Origin of the sequence: Pseudomonas sp. UBA6323 (assembly GCF_002439135.1) — a bacterium.
Lineage (GTDB): Bacteria > Pseudomonadota > Gammaproteobacteria > Pseudomonadales > Pseudomonadaceae > Aquipseudomonas.
This window is the reverse complement of the sequence record NZ_DJSX01000002.1, coordinates 42,103-60,919: the sequence shown is the minus strand read 5'-3', so window position 1 is coordinate 60,919 and position 18,817 is coordinate 42,103. Positions and strand designations below refer to the sequence as shown.

The window sequence follows — 18,817 nt, the reverse complement described above, 5'->3', positions numbered from 1 at the left end:
TTGCAGCGCCTCAGTTGACGGTGACTTGCGGCATCGGCGGCATGGTCACGGTCTGCTCGGCGCTAGGGGCGAGCACTTCGGCTTCGCCGTCCACTACCTGCTTGCCATCCTGGTTGAACACGCGGGTGGCGATGCGCACGCGGTTCTTCGGCAGTTTTTCCAGCACTTCCAGCTTCACGGTCAGGGTGTCGCCGAGTTTCACCGGGCGGGTGAACTTGAGCTGCTGGCCGAGGTAGATGGTGCCCGGGCCGGGCAGGTTGCAGGCGATGGCGGCGCTGATCAGCGCGCCGGTGAACATGCCGTGGGCGATGCGCTCCTTGAACATGGTCTCGGCGGCGAAGGCGGCGTCCAGGTGCACCGGGTTGTTGTCGCCGGAAACGGCGGCGAACAGTTGCACGTCGCGCTCTTCGACCTGCTTCTCGAAGCTCGCCTGCTGGCCGACTTCGAGGGCCTCGTAGGGGATATTGGTTACCTGGGTCATGGACACTCCTTGCTTGGGCTTCGACCATGGCTCAGCGCCTGCTGCAGCCAATCGATCAAATGGGCGGTGACCTCGTCGCGATTGCTCTCGTTGAGCAGCTCGTGACGGGCCTCGGGATAAATCTTCAGTTGCACGTCGCGCACGCCGGCCTCGCGCAGGGCGCCGGCGAGATCTTCCAGACGCTTGCCGTCGCTGACCGGGTCGCGTGAGCCGCCGATCACCAGCAGCGGCAGGCCGGCATCGATCTGCGCCAGGTTCGCTTTTGGGGTGATGTATTGCAGGCCGCCGAGCAGGTCGCACCACAACTGCGTGGTGCAGACGAAACCGCACAGCGGGTCGGTCACGTATTTGTCCACTTCCGCCGCGTCACGGCTGAGCCAGTCGAAGGCCGTGCGGTTGGGCTTGAAGGCCTTGTTGAACGAGCCGAAGGAGAGAAAATCGATGACCTTGCTGCGTCCCTTGGGCCCCAGGCGCCAGTGCTCGAAGCCGGCGATCAGGCGGGCGGCTTTGTACAGCGCAACAGGCTGGTAGTTGGAGCCGGACAGCACGGCGCCCTGCAGACTGCAGCTATGGCCCATCAGATAGGCCATGCCGATGTAGCTGCCCATGCTGTGGCCGAACAGGAAGATCTGCGCCTGCGGGTAACGCTGGCGAATGTGGTGATTGAGCGAGGCCAGGTCGCCGACCACCTTGTCCCAGCCGCCTTCGTCGGCGTAGTGGCCTAGCACGCCTTGCGCGGCGCTCTGGCCGTGGCCGCGCTGGTCCAGCGCATAGAGGTCGAAGCCGGCGGCGACCAGGCTTTCGGCCAGGCGTGCGTAGCGCTGGCTGTGTTCGGCCATGCCGTGGGACAGCATGACCACCGCCCGCGGCGGCTGATCACCGTGCCAGTGGTTGACGTGCAGGTGCAGACCGTCCTGAGTGGCCAGGGGGAAGACGTAGTGGCGCATGGCGAATCCTTGTGCCGGAGATTGGCGGCATTGTGCACCTTGCCCAGCATCAGGCAAAGCGTCGCGGTCTTTCTCGATGCCGCAAAGATCGGTTACGAATCGCTACATTTAATGCGAAATTCAGCCCATCAATGACGCCTTCGAGCTATTTGCGGCTCGGCTCTAAACTGCTACTTTCCGGGCAGTCAGATCACTTCAGGGGAAGAGGACAAGAACAATGCAACCTGATTTCTGGAACGACAAACGCGCCCCTGGCGTGCCCAACGATATCGACCTGTCCAGCTACAAGTCGGTAATCGAGGTGTTCGAGCGCTCGTGCAAGCGCTTCGCCGACCGTCCGGCCTTCAGCAATCTCGGCGTCACGCTGAGCTATGCCGAGCTGGATCGCCTCTCCGCGGCCTTCGCCGCCTACCTGCAGAAGCAAACCGACCTCAAGCCGGGCGACCGCATCGCCGTGCAGATGCCCAACGTGCTGCAGTATCCGGTCGCGGTGTTCGGCGCCATGCGCGCCGGGCTGATCGTGGTCAACACCAACCCGCTGTACACCGCTCGCGAGATGCGCCACCAGTTCAAGGATGCCGGGGTGCGTGCGCTGGTGTACCTGAACATGTTCGGCAAGCTGGTCCAGGAAGTGCTGCCCGATACCGAGATCGAGTACCTGATCGAGGCGAAGATGGGCGACCTGCTGCCGAGCCTCAAGGGCTGGCTGGTCAATACCGTGGTGAAGAAGGTCAAGAAGATGGTGCCCGACTACCATCTGCCGCAGGCCATCCCGTTCAAGCAGGTGCTCAAGCAGGGGCAGGGCCAGGCGCTGACGCCGGTCAGTGCCAGCCATGACGATATCGCCGTGCTGCAGTACACCGGCGGCACCACCGGCGTGGCCAAGGGTGCCATGCTCACCCACGGCAACCTGGTGGCCAACATGCTGCAGGTCGACGCCTGCCTGTCGCAGCTCGGGCCGGACGGCACGCCGCTGATGAAGCAGGGCCAGGAGATCATGATCGCGCCGCTGCCGCTGTATCACATCTATGCCTTCACCGCGAACTGCATGTGCATGATGGTCAACGGCAACCACAACGTGCTGATCACCAACCCGCGCGACATTCCCGGCTTCATCAAGGAGCTGGGCAAGTGGAAGTTCTCCGCGCTGCTGGGCCTCAATACCCTGTTCGTCGCGCTGATGGATCATCCGGATTTCAAAAACCTCGACTTCTCCAGCCTCAAGGTCACCAACTCCGGCGGTACCGCACTGGTCAAGGCGACTGCCGAGCGTTGGCAGCAGATGACCGGCTGCACCGTGGTGGAAGGCTACGGCCTGACCGAGACCTCGCCAGTGGCCAGCACCAACCCATACGGCGACAGGGCGCGCCTGGGCACGGTCGGCATTCCGGTGCCGGGCACGGCGTTCAAGGTGATCGATGACGACGGCAACCAGCTGCCGGCCGGCGAACGTGGCGAGCTGTGCATCAAGGGCCCGCAGGTGATGAAGGGCTACTGGCAGCGTGAGGAAGCCACCGCCGAGGTGCTCGATGCCGAAGGCTGGTTCAAGACCGGCGACATCGCGGTGATCGATCCGGACGGTTTCGTGCGCATCGTCGATCGCAAGAAGGACATGATCATCGTCTCGGGTTTCAACGTGTACCCCAACGAGATCGAGGACGTGGTCATGGCGCACCCGAAAGTCGCCAGCTGCGCGGCTATCGGCGTGCCGGACGAGAAATCCGGCGAAGTGGTCAAGCTGTTCGTGGTGCCGCGCGATGGCGGTGTGACTGTCGAAGAGCTCAAGGCCTACTGCAAGGAAAACTTCACCGGCTACAAGGTGCCCAAGCACATCGTGTTCAAGGACTCGCTGCCGATGACCCCGGTCGGCAAGATCCTGCGCCGCGAACTGCGCGACATCGCCTGACCCAGAAGCCCCTTCCCGCTGCAGGGAAGGGGCTTTCCCGCCTCCGCTGCCACCGGCAGCCCGATTGTTGTGATTTGGTAACCGCCAGGGCCTGTTGCATGCTCTACCGCACTGCATCGGTCACACTTACGCGCTAGGCTGCAAACGCTGCAATATGCGAGCTAGAGGCTTTTCGCGGGCTATCGGCAGAAAATACAGGTCGTGACTTTTACGGGTTTTATAGTCACTTTTGCGACTGTTCAGGCCAGGTTTGATGCTGGTGAGCCTCTGGCAAAGCTGCTACTCTCGGCGCGCTTCCGGGCCGTGGGCCAGCGGGATAGCGAGCTAAATACACAACAAACAACCGCCGTCGCGCGGTGAAGATCAGCTGTTGCTTAGGAGTGGGCTTCCATGACCGAAAACTTCTGGAAGGACAAGTATCCCGTTGGGGTTGCTGCCGAAATCAATCCCGACCAGTACCCGAACATCCTCGCGGTACTGCAGGAGTCCTGCCAACGCTTCGCCGACAAGCCTGCTTTCAGCAACCTGGGCAAGACGCTCACCTACGGCGAGCTCTACAAGCTCTCCGGTGACTTCGCCGCCTACCTGCAGAAACACACCGATCTCAAGCCCGGCGACCGCATCGCCGTGCAGTTGCCCAACGTTCTGCAGTACCCCATCGTCGTCTTCGGTGCCATGCGTGCCGGTCTGGTGGTGGTCAACACCAACCCGCTGTACACCGCGCGGGAGATGGAGCACCAGTTCAACGACTCCGGCGCCAAGGCGCTGATCTGCCTGGCCAACATGGCCCACCTGGCCGAGCAGGTCGTACCCAAGACCGGCGTGAAGACGGTGATCGTCACCGAAGTCGGCGACATGCTGCCGACCTTCAAGCGTCTGCTGGTCAATGCCGTGATCAAGCACGTGAAGAAAATGGTGCCGGCCTACCACCTGCCGCAGGCCGTCAAACTCAACGACGCCCTGGCCAAGGGCCGCGGCCAGAGCTTCAGCGAAGCCAACCCGAGCAACGCCGATATCGCCGTGCTGCAATACACCGGCGGCACCACCGGCGTGGCCAAGGGCGCCATGCTCACCCATCGCAACCTGGTCGCCAACATGCTGCAGGTCAAGGAGCTGATGGGCGCCAACCTCAATGAAGGTTGCGAGGTGCTGATCGCGCCGCTGCCGCTCTATCACATCTATGCCTTCACCTTTCACTGCATGGCGATGATGCTGATCGGTGGCCACAACATCCTGCTGACCAACCCGCGCGACCTGCCCTCGGTGGTCAAGGACCTGGGCAAATACCGCTTCACCGGTTTCGTCGGCCTCAACACCCTGTTCGTTGCCCTGTGCAACAACGAGGACTTCCGCAAGCTGGACTTCTCCAGTCTGAAACTCACCGTCTCCGGCGGCATGGCCCTGCAACTGGCCACGGCCGAGCGCTGGAAGGAAGTCACCGGCTGCGCCATCTGCGAAGGCTTCGGCATGACCGAGACCAGCCCGGTGGCCACGGTCAACCCGTTCAGCGCCATCCAGCTGGGCACTATCGGTATCCCGGTGCCCTCGACGCAGTGCAAGATCGTCAATGACGACGGACAGGAGCTTCCCATCGGCGGGATCGGCGAGCTGTGTGTGAAAGGCCCGCAGGTGATGAAGGGTTACTGGCAGCGCCAGGAAGCCACCGATGAAATCCTCGATGCCGAAGGCTGGCTAAAAACCGGCGACATCGGCCTGATCCAGGAAGATGGCTACCTGCGTATCGTCGACCGCAAGAAGGACATGATTCTGGTGTCCGGCTTCAACGTCTACCCGAACGAGCTGGAAGACGTGCTGGCGACGCTGCCGGGCGTGCTGCAATGCGCCGCCATCGGCGTGCCGGATGAAAAATCCGGCGAGGCGATCAAGGTGTTCGTGGTGGTCAAGCCTGGCGAGAGCGTGACCAAGGAGCAGGTGATGGAGCATATGCGCGCCAACCTCACCGGCTACAAGGTGCCCAAGGCCGTCGAGTTCCGGGACGTGCTGCCGACCACCAACGTTGGCAAGATCCTGCGCCGCGAACTGCGCGACGAAGAGCTGAAGAAGCTGGGTAAGAAGTGATAGATGCCCGCTGAAACGAAAACCCGCTGCGGCGGGTTTTTTGTTGCCTGAAAAATAACGCTGAGGCGGAACGCCGCAGGCGGCGCGCTAATTTGCCGCTAACGGCTCCCATCTACAGTTATTTTATTGATTCTGGATATTCATTCTGTTGCGCAGATCGCTGGTCATACCAGTTTTTGCGTTTCTCTGTTCTTTTGCTGTCGTGCTATTGGCAATATGCCGGCTCTATAACATCAAAGCGCCGGTAAAGGTGTACTGCCAATGATCTTCTCGCTGCGTCTGCGTTCCAAAGTGCTGTTGCTGGCTTTGGGGCCTATCTGCCTGTTGACCCTGTTACTCAGCACTATCGCGTTCGTCGTTCTCGGCAATCTGGCCAATCAGCAGGAGGCCCAGACCCGGGCCAAGCTGGTGGCCGACCGCAAGGCGGAGATCAAGCAATACGTCGAGCTGGCGCTGAACGCGATTGCGCCGCTGTACCAGGCGTCCGCAGATGGCGATATGAATGTGCGCGCCCAGGCCGTCGAGGTGCTGAAGCGCTTGTCATACGGCGCGGATGGTTATTTCTGGGGGTATGACAGCGACGTCCGCCGCGTGCTGCAGGGCAACACCAACGATCGCATCGGCGAGGACTTCAGCGGTTACCGCGACCCCAACGGTGTCTACGCCATTCGTGAGCTGGTGCGAGCTGGCACCGATAGCAGTCATTACGTCGACTACAGCTTCGTCCTGGGCGACAGCAAGGTGCTGGTGCCCAAGGTCGGCTACTCGCACTACCTGCCGAAGTGGAAGATGGTCTTTGGTACCTCGGTCAATCTCGACGGCGTGGAGCGCGACGTCCAGGCCGCGCGTGCGCAGTTCCAGGAGAGCGTCGACCGCCTGCTGATGGTCATGGCCGGTTCTGCCGTCGGCCTGCTGCTGGTGCTGGCCCTGTTGTCCCTGCCGCTGGCGGCGTCGATCACCAAGCCGGTGCAACTGATCAAGAGCAAGCTCGATGACATGGCCGCTGGAGAGGGGGATCTGACCCAGCGTCTGCCGGTCACCAGTCAGGACGAGTTGGGGGAACTGGCAACCTCCTTCAATGCCTTCGTCGCCAAGATTCATGCACTGGTGCAGCAGGTGTCGGTGACCACCGACCAGCTCTTCGGTCTGGTTGGCGGCGTATCCAGCCAGGCCCAGCGTTCCGAACAAGCCATGGCCGGGCAGCGTCACGAGACCGAGCAGGTCGCCACCGCCATCAACGAGATGTCCGCTGCGGCCCATGAGGTGGCGCAGAGCGCCCAGCGCGCCGCCGAGGCTGCGCGCGAGACGGACCAGCAGGGGCAGGAGGCCAAGCGGGTGGTCGATGGCAGCATCGCCCATATCCACGATCTGGTCGGTGAAGTGCGCAGCAGCAGTGAGTCGCTGGACAGTCTGCGTCGCGACGTACAGGGCATCGTCAGCGTGCTGGAGGTGATCCGCGCGATCGCCGACCAAACCAACCTCCTGGCTCTCAATGCCGCCATCGAGGCGGCGCGCGCGGGTGAGGCGGGGCGTGGTTTCGCCGTAGTGGCCGATGAAGTGCGCGCGCTGGCCAGCCGCACCCAGCAGAGCACGGGCGAAATTCAGGGCATGATCGACCGTCTGCAGAATGCCACTGGCGAGGCGGTCGCGGCGATGCAGCGCGCCAGCCAGATGGGTGACAGTACCCGTGAGCAGGCCGGCCATGCCGGCGAGGCGCTGGACAGCATCGCGGTGCTGATCGGCACCATCAACTCGATGAATGCGCAGATCGCCAGCGCCGCCGAGGAGCAGACGGCAGTGGCCGAAGAGATCAACCGCAGCGTGCATCAGATCGCCGTCGCGGTGGACGAAGTCGCCAGCGACGCGGCGCAGGGTGCGCAGGCCGCTCGCGACCTCGACGGCCTGGGCGGTCGCCTGCAGAGTCTGGTCGGTCAGTTCCGCGTCTGAGTATCGAGCGCTTCAGTCCGTCGCGACGCCCAGGGTGCGGCGTTCGTGAGCGGGGCTGAAGCGCACCGCCATGGCCATCAGCAGCACGGTTGCCAGCGCCATCAGCTGCCAGCTCAGGCTCAGGTCTGCGCTGTAGCGGCGCAGCACGCCCGCCAGCAACGGCGCGCACGCTGCAATCAGATAACCGCCACCCTGGACGAAGGCCTGCAGCTCGCCCGTCTGCTGCGGGTCTTCCAGGTGATCCTGGGCGACGACCAGCGAAAGCGGGAACAGACCGCCAATGCCGACACCCAGCAGCAGGGCGACGAGCACCACCAACGTCTGCGGTGCCAGCTGCAGGACGATCAAACCGGCAAGAAGCGACACCAGCACCAGCGCCAGCAAGGGGCGTCGATCCGGGAATCGAGACAGCAGGCTGGAGAGCAGCAGGCCGGCGACTACCTCGCACAGTGTCAGCGCGGCCAGCAACAGGCCACTGGCCTGGGCGCTCCAGCCCAGCGCCGTGTAGTAAGGCGGCAGCCAGGCCAGCACCAGGGTGTAGCCGGCCGTACCAATGCCGAAGAAGCTCATCAGCAGCCAGGCTCTGGGCCAGCGCCAAGGCGCGAGCGTCGGCGTGGCGCTGGCGACGGTTGCCGGTCTGGCCGGCGCTGCACTACGCCATATCGCCGCGCCGAGCAGGGCCGGCAGTGCCCAGCCCGCCAGGGCCCATGACCATCCCACCGACTGCGCCAGCCATGGCGTGAACGCCGCACCGAAAGCGGCGCCTGCCATGATCGCGCAGCTGTAGAAACCGATCAGGCGGCCGCTGTCCGCGGCGAAGCGCGACTTGATCAGGCCAGGCAGCAGCGCCTGAACGAAGGCGATGCCGGCACCGGCGAGCAACGCGCTAATGATCAGCGTGTTGCCGTCGGACAGCAGGCCACGCAGCAGACAGGCGAAGGCGATCAGCAGAGTGCCGAGGAAAATGCCGGCGCTGTCGCCAAGACGTTGACGCAGCGGGCCGGAGGCCAGCGCCCCTAGCCCCATGATGACCACGGGTACGCTGGTCAGCAGGCTGGCACCGACAGAGTCCAGGCCGGTATCGAGCTGGATGCGGTCGAGCAGCGGGCCGATGGCCGCCAGCACCGGGCGTAGGTTCAGGCCGAGCAGGATGATCGCGATCAGCAATAGATTCTCGCGCTTCACTGCTGGGCCTCCTGCGCGCTGCGCCAGGCCACCAGCAGCACGCCGGCGACGATGCACAGCGCGGCCAGCAGCATGCTCAGGCTGCCCTGTTCACCGAGCAGGCCGATGGCGATGGCCGCGCCAGTGATCGCCGCCACCGAACCGATCTGGCTGAGAAAAACGGTGCCGGCCAGGTTCTGCAGGATGAAGAAGAGCGCATAGACCGCCGCGAACAACAACATCTGTGCCGCCAGCAGGCCAACCGCCTTGGCACTGCCCAGATGCGGCGCGAAGTCGACGCCGAGCAGGGCGGTGGGAATGAGCAGCAAGGCGCCGCCCAACAGCATGCCGGGCGCCAGCGACAGCGGGCTGGCGCCACTCGGCCAGTAGCGGGCTCGGTAGATATTGCCCAGTGCCAGGAACACCGGCACGCTCAGCGCGCCCAGCACCCACAGCGTCGGGCTGTCGCCGCTGTTGAGCTTGCCCAGCGCCAGCAGCAGGCTGCCGGCCAGGCCGATGCAGATGCCCAGCAGGCGGATGCGGCTCAACCCTTCCATGCGCAGGGCCAGAGCCAACAGGTAGGTGATCAGCGGCGGGAAGGCCAGACACATCGAGGCGAAACCGGCGCCGACATGGCCGATGGAGCTGAACAGCAGGGCGTTTGGCACCGCGATGCTGAGCAAGCCGGAGGCCAGGTAGTAGCGTTGCTGAGGCAGGCTCATGCCGGGCCGTTCCCCCCGCAGCCAGGCGAACGCCAATAGCAGCAGACCACCACCGAGCAGGCTCCAGAGCAGGAAGGCCATCGGCTGCCATCCGCTGCCGCTGGCCAGCTTGACCAGGTTGCTGGTCAAGCCCATCAACGTACCAATGGTGAACAGCAGCGAAACGGCCAGAAGTGGCCGATATTGAGTGCCCGACATGCACGTGCCTCCTTGGTGTGAATACGCTACGATGGCAACATTCTTTTTGAAAAGCATCTTGATAGCAAGATAAATCGAGGGCGATATGCAAGACCGCGCACAACTGGCCGCTGAACAGTGGCGACGCCAACGACCCGATCTCGATGGTTTCGCCATGGCCGTGATAGGTCGCCTGGGCGAACTCAGTCAGGTGATCAGCCGCGACCATCTGCTGCCGTTCTTCGCCGAACACGGGCTGCAGGCCGGCGAGTTCGACCTGCTCGCCACCCTGCGGCGCTCGGGTGAGCCTTATGCGTTGATGCCTACCGCGCTGTACGAGAGCGCGATGATTTCCTCGGGCGGCATGACCAGTCGCATCGACCGTCTGGAAAAGGCCGGGCTGATCGAACGGCGCAAACACCCCAGCGACCGCCGTGGCGTGCTGGTGGCGCTGACCCCGGCCGGGTTCGAATTGATCGACGGTATGCTCGCCGCCCATGTGGCCAACCTGCAGCGTGTGCTCTCAGGATTGACCGCCGACGAGCAGCGGGCGTTGCATGAATTGACCGGCAAGTTGCTGGCGGGGTTGGCGCAGCAGGGCGCTGGTTGATTGCCGATGGTTGCCACGCAGGGCTTGTGAGCACTTATCCGGGCACAGGGAGGTCGCCGATATCCTTATGAAAAAGAGTGCAATTCTTTTCGCGGCGCCTCTGGCATTGAGCGCTTTATGGCTGAATGTGGGTTTCTATGAAACCTACTTCGCCGAAGACAATCGCACGGTCTTCTTCATCAAGAAATACCCGACGTTGCAGGTTCGATTCGAGAACATCTTCCTGTCGGATCGAGATGACAAAGCCCTAGCACTCCTCAGCGGTGAAGAGCGCGGCGTGGTGATCGCTTACTGCAAGTACCGACTGGGTATCGAGACCGAGCTGAAGACTCAGGATGAGTTGAATGCTTGCAAGGTGAAGTAAGCAAGTGGGCTGGGTTGAGCGTCGGGATACGCCGATTGCCTGGTCGGCGGGGCGCGCAGTCGATGGCCCACTGGTCTTCCGGTGGCTTCGACGTGCCGCGGCGCTACAGGTAGTTGTGGGAGGTTACCACCTGCCGGACGTAGCTGATTTCGATTGCGCTTGGCGGAACACTAATCGAACAGAGGCGCGCGAGTCCCTTCCGGTACTAAGGCTGATTTTGAGAGGCGATGAAGCTGGAGTACAGAATGTCGGCGAAATCATACTCATTGATATCGCCGGTAACTAAATCCCGGACGGCATCCGCCAGAAGATCATTATCTAGCGTAATCTCATAATCATTGAGTGAAAGGTACTCCAGTCCGACTGCCAGCCCGGTGCGTTTATTCGCGTCGGGTAGTGCATGGCCTCGCGCGATACTGGCAGTGTATTTGGCGGCAATTTCAAACACATCGTCAAGACCATCATAAGCGATGGCGTTGTCGATTCGAGCAAGCGCGCCCTGCAGAGTTGGAATGTTTACCACTCCTTTCATTCCGGGCTCGGTAGTCAAGATTTGCGTATTTATCTCGATGACACGTTCAAATGGAAAAAAGATCAATTCCATTACATGTCAGCCAGTTTCTGAAAGGTTTTTTTGTGAGTTCTGAGCGCAAGTTTGGTTTCTGAGTAAACAATCTGCTTACCTTGCTCGCCGCCCAGGTCCAGTTTCTTGGTGGCTTTGATTTTGGGCCTTTCTACTATGGATACGCCATAGGTGTTCAGCTTGTGGTTCATGGCTTGGATACCCCAAACGACTTGATCAATTTCTGCTCGCAAGTTAGCACACTGGTAGGAGGGACGCACCGGGACATCTGCTTCAGGTTTTGGCACTTTTCGCTGTTGGCGGATCACAATCAGCTCCCCCTCACATCCGGTGATGTTCCACCAGAAAATCCACGAACACCCGCACCCGCGCCGGCATGGCCGAGCCGCCGACGAACACCGCATGAATCGGCTCCCTGTCGCCGGGGTTGAAGGCTTGCAGCAGTGGTGTCAGGTCGCCGCGCTGGATGTCTTCGGCCACGCTGAACTCGCCGATGCGCGCGATGCCAGCGCCCATCCGGGCGAACTGCGCCAGCGCCTCGCCACTGCTGCATTCGATGTTGCCGCACACCTTCAGGGAGAACGCCTGGCCATCGCGGGTGAACGGCCAGTTGGGCTCGGCGCGGCGGAAGTTGAAGCGCAGGCAGTTGTGCTGGAGCAGGTCTTCCGGTTGCTGTGGCGTGCCGTGGCGCCGCAGGTAGTCAGGGGAAGCGACCACCACCTGGCCGGTGTCGCCAACTTTTCGTGCGGTCAACGGGCTGTCCGGTAGAAGGCCGAAGCGCACGGCCACGTCCGCCTGGCCGCCGAGAATGTCGACCACTTCGTCGCCCAGGCTGAGGTCGACGGTGATGTTCGGGTAGCGCGCGCTGAACGCCGCCACCAGCGGCACGATGGTCATCCGGCCATGGCCGAGCGCAGCACTGACGCGTAAGCGGCCCCTTGGCACGCCCTGATCGGCGATGGCTTCTTCCACTTCCGCCATATCGGCAAGGATACGCCGGGCACCACGCAGGTACGCCTCGCCCTCGGCGGTAAAGGTGATTGCGCGGGTGGTGCGCAGCAGCAGGCGCGTGCCGAGGCGCTGCTCGGTACGGGCGATGATTCGGCTGACCGCCGAGGGTGTCAGCCCCAGCGCACGCGCAGCAGCGGACAGGCTGCCTTCCTCCGCCACGCTGGCGAACACGAGCATTTCGCCCGATCTGCCGTTGAAGTCCATTTGTGCTCCATAAGCAAAGGTGTTTGCCAGAAATGCTATCTACCGCCGGCAAGGTTTCGATCCTAGCATTCGTGGCATAGATGAGGAGACTTTCCATGCGTATCAATCCACCACTCATTGCACTCGCCATCGGCGCCTTCGGCATCGGCGTCACCGAGTTCGCCCCCATGGGCATGTTGCCGGGTATCGCCAGCGACCTCGGTGTTTCCATTCCGGCTGCCGGCCTGTTGGTCAGCGCCTACGCCCTCGGCGTGCTGCTCGGCGCGCCGTTGATGACCTTGACCACTGGCAAAATTCCCCGGCGCTACCTGCTGATCGGGCTGATGGCCATCTTCACCCTGGGCAACCTGATGTCGGCCCTCGCGACGGATTACACCAGCCTGTTGATCGCGCGGGTCGTGACCTCGCTTAACCACGGCGCTTTCTTCGGCGTCGGCTCCATCGTCGCCGCCAGCGTGGTCGCACCAGACAAACGTGCCGGGGCGGTGGCGGCGATGTTCATGGGCCTGACATTGGCGACCATCGGCGGCGTGCCGCTGGCGACCTGGTTCGGTGAGGTGTTCGGCTGGCGTACGGCTTTTGCGGGTATTACCGGCCTGGGCGTATTGGCCATGCTCGCGCTGTGGTTCGCGCTACCCAACGTGCCGCTGCCGAAAAGCGATGGCGTGCTGGCGGAGATCCGCGTGCTGGGCCGTGGCCCGGTGCTGGCCGCGCTGGCCCTGACCGTGATCGGTTCCAGCGCAATGTTCACCGTTTTCACCTACATCGCGCCGATCCTCAGCAGCGAGACCCAAGCATCCACCGCCTTCATCACCGCCATGCTGGTGCTGTACGGCATCGGCCTGACGCTCGGCAACATCTGGGGTGGTAAAGCGGCGGATCGCTCCGTCGACCGCACCCTGATCGTCTCGCTGAGCGCGCTGATCCTGGTCTTGCTGGCCTTCGCCTTGCTGATGCGCTGGCCGCTACCGGCGGCTGTGGCCATCCTGATCTGGGGCATCGCCAGCTTCGCCATCGTGCCGCCGCTGCAGATGCGCGTGATGGAGGCCGCCAGAGAAGCGCCCAACCTGGCCTCGGCAGTGAATATCGGTGCCTTCAATCTCGGTAACGCCATCGGCGCAGCATTGGGCGGTGCGGTGATCAATGCGGGGTTGGGTTATCCGGCTATCTCCCTGGCCGGCGCGGCGATGGCCGGGCTGGGACTGCTGATGGTGCTGGGGTTTGCCTGGCGCTCCAGGGCGGTGGCGGCTGCGGTGGCGTAAAGGCAGGCAACATGGATCAGGGCGGCTGCGGCTTGAAAGGAACTGCAGTTTGCCCCCCGATTCTCCGGGCGCTGGCGGGTATTTCCGCCAGGCTCCCGCTAAACCGTCGGCACCGTCCCTCCGTCGATGACGAATTCCGTACCAGTGATGGACGCGGCGCGGGGGGAGGCGAGGAAGGCGATGAGATCCGCCACTTCCTCCGGACTGGATGGGCGACCGAGAGGGATGCCGCCCAAGGCCTGCATGATGAGTCGTTTGCCGCCTTCATAATCGGTGCCGGCCTCCTGCGCGAGCCGCTCGGCCAGGGCGACCGAGGCTTCGGTTTCGACCCAGCCTGGCGATACCCGCACCACACGGACACCCTGAGGCGACACTTCTTTCGACAGGCTCTTGCTGTAAGTGGCAAGCGCTGCCTTGGCTGCGGCGTAGGCGGTGGTGGCTTCCGCCAGAGGCAGGCGGCTCTGGATCGAGGTCACGTGGATGATGACGCCCGCCTGGCGTTCCAGCATCGCCGGGAGCAGGGCGCGATCCAGGCGCACGGCCGGCAGCAGGTTGAGATCCAATTCGCGCTGCCACTGGTCATCGTCCAGTACAGCGAAGCCGCCAGCGGGGGCCGATGAGCCGCCCAGCACATGGATGATGATGTCCACCTCGCCCAGGCGCTTGCGTGCTCCCTCGACCAGGGCGTCGCAGCCTTCACGCGTCGACAGATCGGCCTGAATGAACAGTTCATCCGGCAGCTCCTGGCTCACTTGGCGCGCCGAAGTCAGCACCTTGGCGCCTTCCGCGATGAAGCGCTTCACTACCGCACGGCCGACACCCTTGGTGCCACCGGTGACCAGTACGTGCTTGCCGGTCAGGTCGAGGTTCATCACGGTGCGATCTCCAGCGAGCGGATCTGGCCATCCGTGAGTGTGAACAGGTGTTTGAGTAGCACTGGGCTACCGGGGAAGTCGCCAACTACGCGTGCGGTAACGCTCAATCCTTCACCTCGTGGTGAGACTTCCACGGGCTCGACGCGGTAGCTGGAGGCCTGCCGAGCCTCCCGTAGCCACGCCACGATGGCGTCGATGCCCTGGTGTGTGCGTTTCTCGTCGATCACCCTGGCGTCCGGGTGGAAGCAAGTGGCAAGGCGTGCCGGGTCGTCGCCATTGCTGATGGCGAAGTAGGTATTTACGGCTTCGGGCAGCTGCAGGTTCACGGCCTGTTGTCCTCTCGTAATGGTTGGGGCGCTACGGGAGTGATCTTGCTGCTCGATGGATAATTTGCTCAACTGGGACAGAGTTAATGACCTATCCCTAATAGCAGGATAATCCAATGGCTGACCCGCGCCTGGGCCTCAACGAGTTGGAAGCGGTGCTGGCCGTTGCGCGTCGGGCCTCGTTCCGCCAGGCCGCCATCGATCTCGATGTATCCACCACCGCCTTGAGCAACACCATCGCCAAGCTGGAGGCCAGCCTGGAAACCCGCCTGTTCAATCGCACCACGCGCAGTGTGTCGCTGACCGAGGCGGGGGCGCTGTACCTGGAGCAGGTCGGCCCGGCATTGCAGGACGTTCGTGCGGCGCTTGAAGCGGTGCGTGCGCATAATGCCGGGCCGGCGGGGACACTGCGCATCAATGCGTTTGCCAGTGCGGCCCGCGCAACCCTGATGCCGCTGGTGCTGGAGTTTCTGCAGCGTTATCCACACGTACACATCGACATGGTGACCGAAGGCCGTCTGGTGGACATCGTCGCGGGTGGGTTCGACCTCGGGGTGCGCTCGGCGAACCTGGTGCCCAGCGATATGATCGTCATCCCCCTCGGGGCGCCGCAGCGTTACGCGGTGGTCGGCACACCGGGGTACTTCGAACAGCACGGGCGACCGCGCACCCCGGCCGATTTGCTGCGCCATGCCTGCATCCGCATCCGCCTGCCGAACGGTGCGATCTATCCCTGGCAATTCGAGCGGGCAGGGGATGTGACCAGGCTCGATGTCGCCGGGCCGCTCACGCTCGATGAGCCCGGCGTGGCCAAGGCGGCGGTGCAGGCGGGGGTAGGGCTTGGCTTCTTCATGGAGCATGACGTGCTGGATGAAATCGAGGCCGGGCAGTTCGAGCGAGTACTGGAGAGCTGGACGCCGCCTCTGGAAAGGCTGTGCCTGTACTACCCAAACCGCCGCAATCCGTCTGCAGCACTCAAGGCCTTCACCGCCCTGGCGCGGGCGAACTTGGCCGGCAAGGGCGAATCGGGTTGAGTGCCCGGCGTGGAGCTGTTCCACCAAGAACCGTTTGCCAGGTTCTCATGCGTCTTCCGGTTTACGCCTTCGCAGCAGGGCTCAAGCGAAAGCTGACACCCATGCGGTTGAACGCGTTCATGGCTGCGATAGCGGCCGTGAGGTCTACCAGGTCCTTCGGAGTGAACGCGGACGATGCCGCGGCATAAGCCTCGTCAGAAGCATGCGTTTCGCTGACCAGCGTCACTTCTTCCGTCCAGGCCAAGGCGGAACGTTCCTGGTCGGAGAACAGATGCGCGGCCTCATGCCAGACTGGCACCAGAACGAGCTTTTCTACCGACATACCTCCCTTGATCAAGTCTCGCGAATGGATATCGATGCAGTGCGCGCATCCATTGATCTGCGATGCGCGCAAGAACACGAGATGTATGAGCTGAGGCGGCAGGTTCGTTCCGGTGGTGACGTAATGGTGCAGCCCACCCAGTGCTTTGGCTGCACCGGGTGAAGCCTCAAACCAATTCAGACGAGTCATAGAGCAGTACCCTTTGTGGATGGGGGTCGGTAAGGTCTGCTCAATTAAGACAACTAAGAGGATCAAGGTATTGATCCAATTAAAGGCTTAATGAATGGTCCACTTTGCGGCGTGGCCGTTGTGGATTTTGATGCCGTGTGGAGCGGCTGATCTCCTGTTCAGCGTCCATCGTTCAGGCTTTAGCCTGGGGAGCGTTGCGATGCTTGGGGTTCTGGCTATATGAAAGCCTTGCGCACTGGCTTGTGGCTGCTCAGCTCTGTGAACGGTGTCCGCAGAAAATACGATGGCTCCCACGCTCCGGCGTGGTAACGATCATGAAACGACTGCTTTTGGCGGTTTTCTGCGCTTCACGACCGGCTGCAATCGGCCAAAAGCGGACAGTCTTAAGTGCCGGTTCAGGTGTTGAATAACGTCTGTATTGGTCACAAGGAAGGGGCGACGGCATGCGTGTGCTCTTCAGCGGTGAGAGGATGCATCAAAAGCTCCTCTCGCTGTCACTGAATACACTATGAACTTCCACATGTTCAGTTTAGGCGTTTACCGCCTCGCCTAGATCGAGATCTCCCTGCTCCTGCACCGACAGCACCTTGGCGAGAAGCGCGTCGGTTTGGAGGTTGTCGTAGCGATTCTCCAAAGTCTTACGCAATCGCATCAGTCTGAGATTGGCGGTGCTTACCAACGCTCCGTATGTTGTAGCTCTGACTTGGCCATAACGGCGATTCTCGTCGCCGACTGTTTTGTCCGTCCCCACACCAGGCGCAATGGATTGACCCACTACCCAAGCGGTCACATACGGCGCGCCGTGTACAAAGCCTGAGTTCGCAATGTCTTGAACGTATTCGTCAGCCTGATTCACCTCCTTACGATTGATTTTGAAACCGCCCTTTTTGAGCTCAATCAGCAATATATTTTGCATCTGAGCGACAGTTGGATCTTGAGTTTGAAACCCCTCAATGCCGACCAGTTGGAGGGTGCTTTGATCTGGAAGAACAACGACATCAGGCCGCTTCTTCTCATTGATAAATGAAGCGCCTGTGTTACCCCAAAGTTGCTTAGCTACGCTCCGCAGGGTCATGTTCGAGCAGTATTCCATCGACTCGAATTCTGGGCCGAAGAGCCATCGAGATCTCAGGATCAGCGGGTGAAGGGTATGGAGCTCATCGGTATCGGGGTCATTAGCGAGCCTTGCAATGACCTCAATGACGCTGAGCCTGTCATCAATTTCATCCAGGACACGCAGAGCGTCTTTGACCGACCAATCGGCCAGGAGGGAATCAAGTCCCTCCACGTCTGTCGCTGATAGCTTGGCAAGCTTTTGAAGGAGCGACGCACCGCTTTTGGATTTCTCCAGATTGATCACGGCTTTGACCGCCGTCGCTAGGAAATCAGGGGAGATCAACGGGTGGGCTTGGGCAACCGCCTTCGTGAATTCGGTCACCTCAAGTTGCGCACCTTGCCCAAGGGTTTTAAGTTCAGAGCGATTCTGAACAAGGGCGTCTTCCGATGTTGCTTCAACCACCTCTGCGGCGAGCTCATCGGCGACCTGAGTGATGTGTAGTGAGGCGGCCTTGAAAAGCTCTTCCACAGCTGGTGTCGTCTTAAACCCTGTCCAATCCGCATGGACATGGTCATCAAAGCCATGGGTGTCCACGATGACCTTGTACCGCTTAGCAAATCGAGTACGGCCATCGAAGTTCGCTACTTGGCCAATCGCCCAAGATGGATTTCCTACAAGACGGTGGTCTACCCAAAACGCTACACCTTGATGGATAGACGAGTGGTTCTGCTGTGTTGAGTCAATGACAATCACCCGCGCAGATCGACCCTCACTCAAAGAAATGGTCTGTTCCTTCGCGTATTTTTCAAGCTTGGCAAGTGTCAGCGGGGTGCCGTTCACGCGAATCTGAAAGCTGGGGTCATGGATGAAGCGTGCTGCTAGGACAGTCGAGATCTCCGCTGCATCAGGAAGCTTGCGAACGACTGTCACGCGGAGCCTAGTACCAGAGCCCTCTTGCTTATTGAACTCCTCTGATCGAACGACAAACGGGCTTGGGCCAGATTCAGTGCCTACGACGAATTTGCTCAGTGTTCCGTCGCGCCAGGTTTCGACAAGATACTCATCACCGAAGCAAAGAAGACCATGGCGCCCTACACCATTGCGGCCATAGGCTTTCCGAAGCTTTGCACTCCTGCCTTTCGGGAATTCTACTTTCCAGCTTTGATGCTTCAGCCTGTTGTATCGGAGCATCATCCAGCGATTGCTGAACTGCTCCGGCGTCATGCCATGGCCGTCATCAAGAATAGTGAGCGTGCCGCCGAGCTCGGAGGGGAGGAATAGCTCGACCTTGCTCGCTCCCGCGTCCCAAGCATTTGCGACCAATTCGGTAAGAGCGACTTGAGGTACATGGGCAACTGGCCCAAGTTCCCGTAAGAGGTAGTCCTCCTCGAACAGCGATAGATGACGCGTTTGTTCGGGCATGGTTCCCTCCTTGGGGCGGTGCTTATCGTTGAGCGTTTGCGAGTGTTTGCGGACAATCCTACCTCAGTGAGTATCAATGCCGTCGTTTGATCTCACCGAATAGACTACGCGAGACGCTTCAGCAGCTGAGCTAGG

General features: G+C 61.6%; 18 protein-coding genes and 1 pseudogene. 8 read left to right on the top strand and 11 right to left on the bottom strand.

The genetic code is table 11. The features are described 5' to 3' along the window. Positions 1 to 10: 10 nt before the first annotated feature. On the bottom strand, positions 11 to 481 hold the full coding sequence (locus B3P22_RS00450; protein WP_024307460.1) for a MaoC family dehydratase: 471 nt from the start codon (positions 479 to 481) through the stop codon (positions 11 to 13). Further along, complete coding sequence (locus tag B3P22_RS00445; RefSeq protein WP_296269450.1) at positions 478 to 1,428, bottom strand: alpha/beta hydrolase; 951 nt, start codon at positions 1,426 to 1,428, stop codon at positions 478 to 480. Before B3P22_RS00445 ends, B3P22_RS00450 begins: the two co-directional genes overlap by 4 nt. A 217-nt stretch (positions 1,429 to 1,645) precedes the next feature. On the opposite strand from B3P22_RS00445, the gene fadD2 reads away from it, so the two are divergent. From fadD2 to B3P22_RS23745, 4 genes and pseudogenes are all read left to right on the top strand, one after another. After that, positions 1,646 to 3,334: a long-chain-fatty-acid--CoA ligase FadD2 gene (fadD2, locus tag B3P22_RS00440; protein WP_275544511.1), complete on the top strand. Its 1,689-nt coding sequence runs from the start codon at positions 1,646 to 1,648 to the stop codon at positions 3,332 to 3,334. Between the two features lie 390 nt (positions 3,335 to 3,724). Then, positions 3,725 to 5,413, top strand: coding sequence for a long-chain-fatty-acid--CoA ligase FadD1 (fadD1, locus tag B3P22_RS00435; RefSeq protein ID WP_296269449.1), 1,689 nt, complete (start codon positions 3,725 to 3,727; stop codon positions 5,411 to 5,413). Positions 5,414 to 5,674: 261 nt separating this feature from the next. Then, positions 5,675 to 6,502 (top strand): annotated as a pseudogene (locus tag B3P22_RS23750) (cache domain-containing protein); the annotation flags it as partial. A 102-nt stretch (positions 6,503 to 6,604) separates the two neighbouring features. Beyond that, positions 6,605 to 7,360 (top strand): methyl-accepting chemotaxis protein, encoded by a 756-nt coding sequence (locus tag B3P22_RS23745; protein WP_419096403.1) that lies wholly within the window; start codon positions 6,605 to 6,607, stop codon positions 7,358 to 7,360. 12 nt (positions 7,361 to 7,372) lie between these two features. Here B3P22_RS23745 and B3P22_RS00425 read toward each other — a convergent pair whose 3' ends face one another. Continuing rightward, positions 7,373 to 8,545 (bottom strand): cyanate transporter, encoded by a 1,173-nt coding sequence (locus B3P22_RS00425; RefSeq protein WP_296269447.1) that lies wholly within the window; start codon positions 8,543 to 8,545, stop codon positions 7,373 to 7,375. Continuing rightward, entirely contained in the window at positions 8,542 to 9,444 is a 903-nt protein-coding gene (locus B3P22_RS00420; protein WP_197856011.1) for a DMT family transporter, read from the bottom strand. The genes B3P22_RS00425 and B3P22_RS00420 overlap by 4 nt, the downstream gene beginning before the upstream one ends. A gap of 85 nt (positions 9,445 to 9,529) precedes the next feature. On the opposite strand from B3P22_RS00420, the gene B3P22_RS00415 reads away from it, so the two are divergent. Both B3P22_RS00415 and B3P22_RS00410 read left to right on the top strand, forming a co-directional pair. After that, a complete protein-coding gene (locus tag B3P22_RS00415) occupies positions 9,530 to 10,033 on the top strand; it encodes a MarR family winged helix-turn-helix transcriptional regulator (RefSeq protein ID WP_296269446.1) in 504 nt (167 codons plus the stop codon). A gap of 67 nt (positions 10,034 to 10,100) precedes the next feature. Beyond that, positions 10,101 to 10,397, top strand: coding sequence for a hypothetical protein (locus B3P22_RS00410; RefSeq protein ID WP_296269445.1), 297 nt, complete (start codon positions 10,101 to 10,103; stop codon positions 10,395 to 10,397). 205 nt (positions 10,398 to 10,602) lie between these two features. On the opposite strand, the gene B3P22_RS00405 is transcribed toward B3P22_RS00410, so the two are convergent. The 3 genes from B3P22_RS00405 to B3P22_RS00395 are packed head-to-tail and all read right to left on the bottom strand — an operon-like array spanning position 10,603 to position 12,195. Then, positions 10,603 to 11,001 carry a type II toxin-antitoxin system death-on-curing family toxin gene (locus tag B3P22_RS00405; RefSeq protein WP_296269444.1) on the bottom strand — a complete coding sequence of 133 codons (399 nt, stop codon included), beginning with the start codon at positions 10,999 to 11,001 and terminating at the stop codon, positions 10,603 to 10,605. Then, the gene (locus B3P22_RS23695; RefSeq protein ID WP_349681620.1) at positions 11,001 to 11,288 is read right to left on the bottom strand and encodes a hypothetical protein; all 288 of its coding nucleotides are present in this window, start codon (positions 11,286 to 11,288) and stop codon (positions 11,001 to 11,003) included. Before B3P22_RS23695 ends, B3P22_RS00405 begins: the two co-directional genes overlap by 1 nt. 13 nt (positions 11,289 to 11,301) lie before the next feature. Further along, positions 11,302 to 12,195 carry a LysR family transcriptional regulator gene (locus tag B3P22_RS00395; RefSeq protein ID WP_296269443.1) on the bottom strand — a complete coding sequence of 298 codons (894 nt, stop codon included), beginning with the start codon at positions 12,193 to 12,195 and terminating at the stop codon, positions 11,302 to 11,304. Between the two features lie 95 nt (positions 12,196 to 12,290). On the opposite strand from B3P22_RS00395, the gene B3P22_RS00390 reads away from it, so the two are divergent. Then, positions 12,291 to 13,457 (top strand): MFS transporter, encoded by a 1,167-nt coding sequence (locus B3P22_RS00390; protein ID WP_296269442.1) that lies wholly within the window; start codon positions 12,291 to 12,293, stop codon positions 13,455 to 13,457. 98 nt (positions 13,458 to 13,555) lie between these two features. Here the strand turns inward: B3P22_RS00390 and B3P22_RS00385 are convergent, their stop codons facing one another. Together B3P22_RS00385 and B3P22_RS00380 are read right to left on the bottom strand one after the other, a co-directional pair. After that, positions 13,556 to 14,329: an SDR family oxidoreductase gene (locus B3P22_RS00385; RefSeq protein WP_296269518.1), complete on the bottom strand. Its 774-nt coding sequence runs from the start codon at positions 14,327 to 14,329 to the stop codon at positions 13,556 to 13,558. Further along, positions 14,329 to 14,658 carry a nuclear transport factor 2 family protein gene (locus B3P22_RS00380; RefSeq protein ID WP_296269441.1) on the bottom strand — a complete coding sequence of 110 codons (330 nt, stop codon included), beginning with the start codon at positions 14,656 to 14,658 and terminating at the stop codon, positions 14,329 to 14,331. The genes B3P22_RS00385 and B3P22_RS00380 overlap by 1 nt, the downstream gene beginning before the upstream one ends. A 116-nt stretch (positions 14,659 to 14,774) precedes the next feature. Here B3P22_RS00380 and B3P22_RS00375 point away from each other — a divergent pair, with 116 nt between their 5' ends. Beyond that, positions 14,775 to 15,692 (top strand): LysR family transcriptional regulator, encoded by a 918-nt coding sequence (locus B3P22_RS00375; protein WP_296269440.1) that lies wholly within the window; start codon positions 14,775 to 14,777, stop codon positions 15,690 to 15,692. Between the two features lie 61 nt (positions 15,693 to 15,753). Here B3P22_RS00375 and B3P22_RS00370 read toward each other — a convergent pair whose 3' ends face one another. Further along, a complete protein-coding gene (locus B3P22_RS00370) occupies positions 15,754 to 16,203 on the bottom strand; it encodes a carboxymuconolactone decarboxylase family protein (protein ID WP_296269439.1) in 450 nt (149 codons plus the stop codon). A 529-nt stretch (positions 16,204 to 16,732) separates the two neighbouring features. After that, entirely contained in the window at positions 16,733 to 18,682 is a 1,950-nt protein-coding gene (locus B3P22_RS00365; protein WP_296269438.1) for an ATP-binding protein, read from the bottom strand. Between the last annotated feature and the right edge of the window lie 135 nt (positions 18,683 to 18,817).

Excerpts from the sequence above, each read along its gene's own strand:
- B3P22_RS00450 (WP_024307460.1), bottom strand. The coding sequence starts at position 481 with ATGACCCAGGTAACCAATATCCCCTACGAGGCCCTCGAAGTCGGCCAG.
- B3P22_RS00445 (WP_296269450.1), bottom strand. The coding sequence starts at position 1,428 with ATGCGCCACTACGTCTTCCCCCTGGCCACTCAGGACGGTCTGCACCTG.
- fadD2 (WP_275544511.1), top strand. The coding sequence starts at position 1,646 with ATGCAACCTGATTTCTGGAACGACAAACGCGCCCCTGGCGTGCCCAAC.
- fadD1 (WP_296269449.1), top strand. The coding sequence starts at position 3,725 with ATGACCGAAAACTTCTGGAAGGACAAGTATCCCGTTGGGGTTGCTGCC.
- B3P22_RS23745 (WP_419096403.1), top strand. The coding sequence starts at position 6,605 with ATGGCCGGGCAGCGTCACGAGACCGAGCAGGTCGCCACCGCCATCAAC.
- B3P22_RS00420 (WP_197856011.1), bottom strand. The coding sequence starts at position 9,444 with ATGTCGGGCACTCAATATCGGCCACTTCTGGCCGTTTCGCTGCTGTTC.
- B3P22_RS00415 (WP_296269446.1), top strand. The coding sequence starts at position 9,530 with ATGCAAGACCGCGCACAACTGGCCGCTGAACAGTGGCGACGCCAACGA.
- B3P22_RS00410 (WP_296269445.1), top strand. The coding sequence starts at position 10,101 with ATGAAAAAGAGTGCAATTCTTTTCGCGGCGCCTCTGGCATTGAGCGCT.
- B3P22_RS00405 (WP_296269444.1), bottom strand. The coding sequence starts at position 11,001 with ATGGAATTGATCTTTTTTCCATTTGAACGTGTCATCGAGATAAATACG.
- B3P22_RS00395 (WP_296269443.1), bottom strand. The coding sequence starts at position 12,195 with ATGGACTTCAACGGCAGATCGGGCGAAATGCTCGTGTTCGCCAGCGTG.
- B3P22_RS00390 (WP_296269442.1), top strand. The coding sequence starts at position 12,291 with ATGCGTATCAATCCACCACTCATTGCACTCGCCATCGGCGCCTTCGGC.
- B3P22_RS00385 (WP_296269518.1), bottom strand. The coding sequence starts at position 14,329 with ATGAACCTCGACCTGACCGGCAAGCACGTACTGGTCACCGGTGGCACC.
- B3P22_RS00375 (WP_296269440.1), top strand. The coding sequence starts at position 14,775 with ATGGCTGACCCGCGCCTGGGCCTCAACGAGTTGGAAGCGGTGCTGGCC.
- B3P22_RS00370 (WP_296269439.1), bottom strand. The coding sequence starts at position 16,203 with ATGACTCGTCTGAATTGGTTTGAGGCTTCACCCGGTGCAGCCAAAGCA.
- B3P22_RS00365 (WP_296269438.1), bottom strand. The coding sequence starts at position 18,682 with ATGCCCGAACAAACGCGTCATCTATCGCTGTTCGAGGAGGACTACCTC.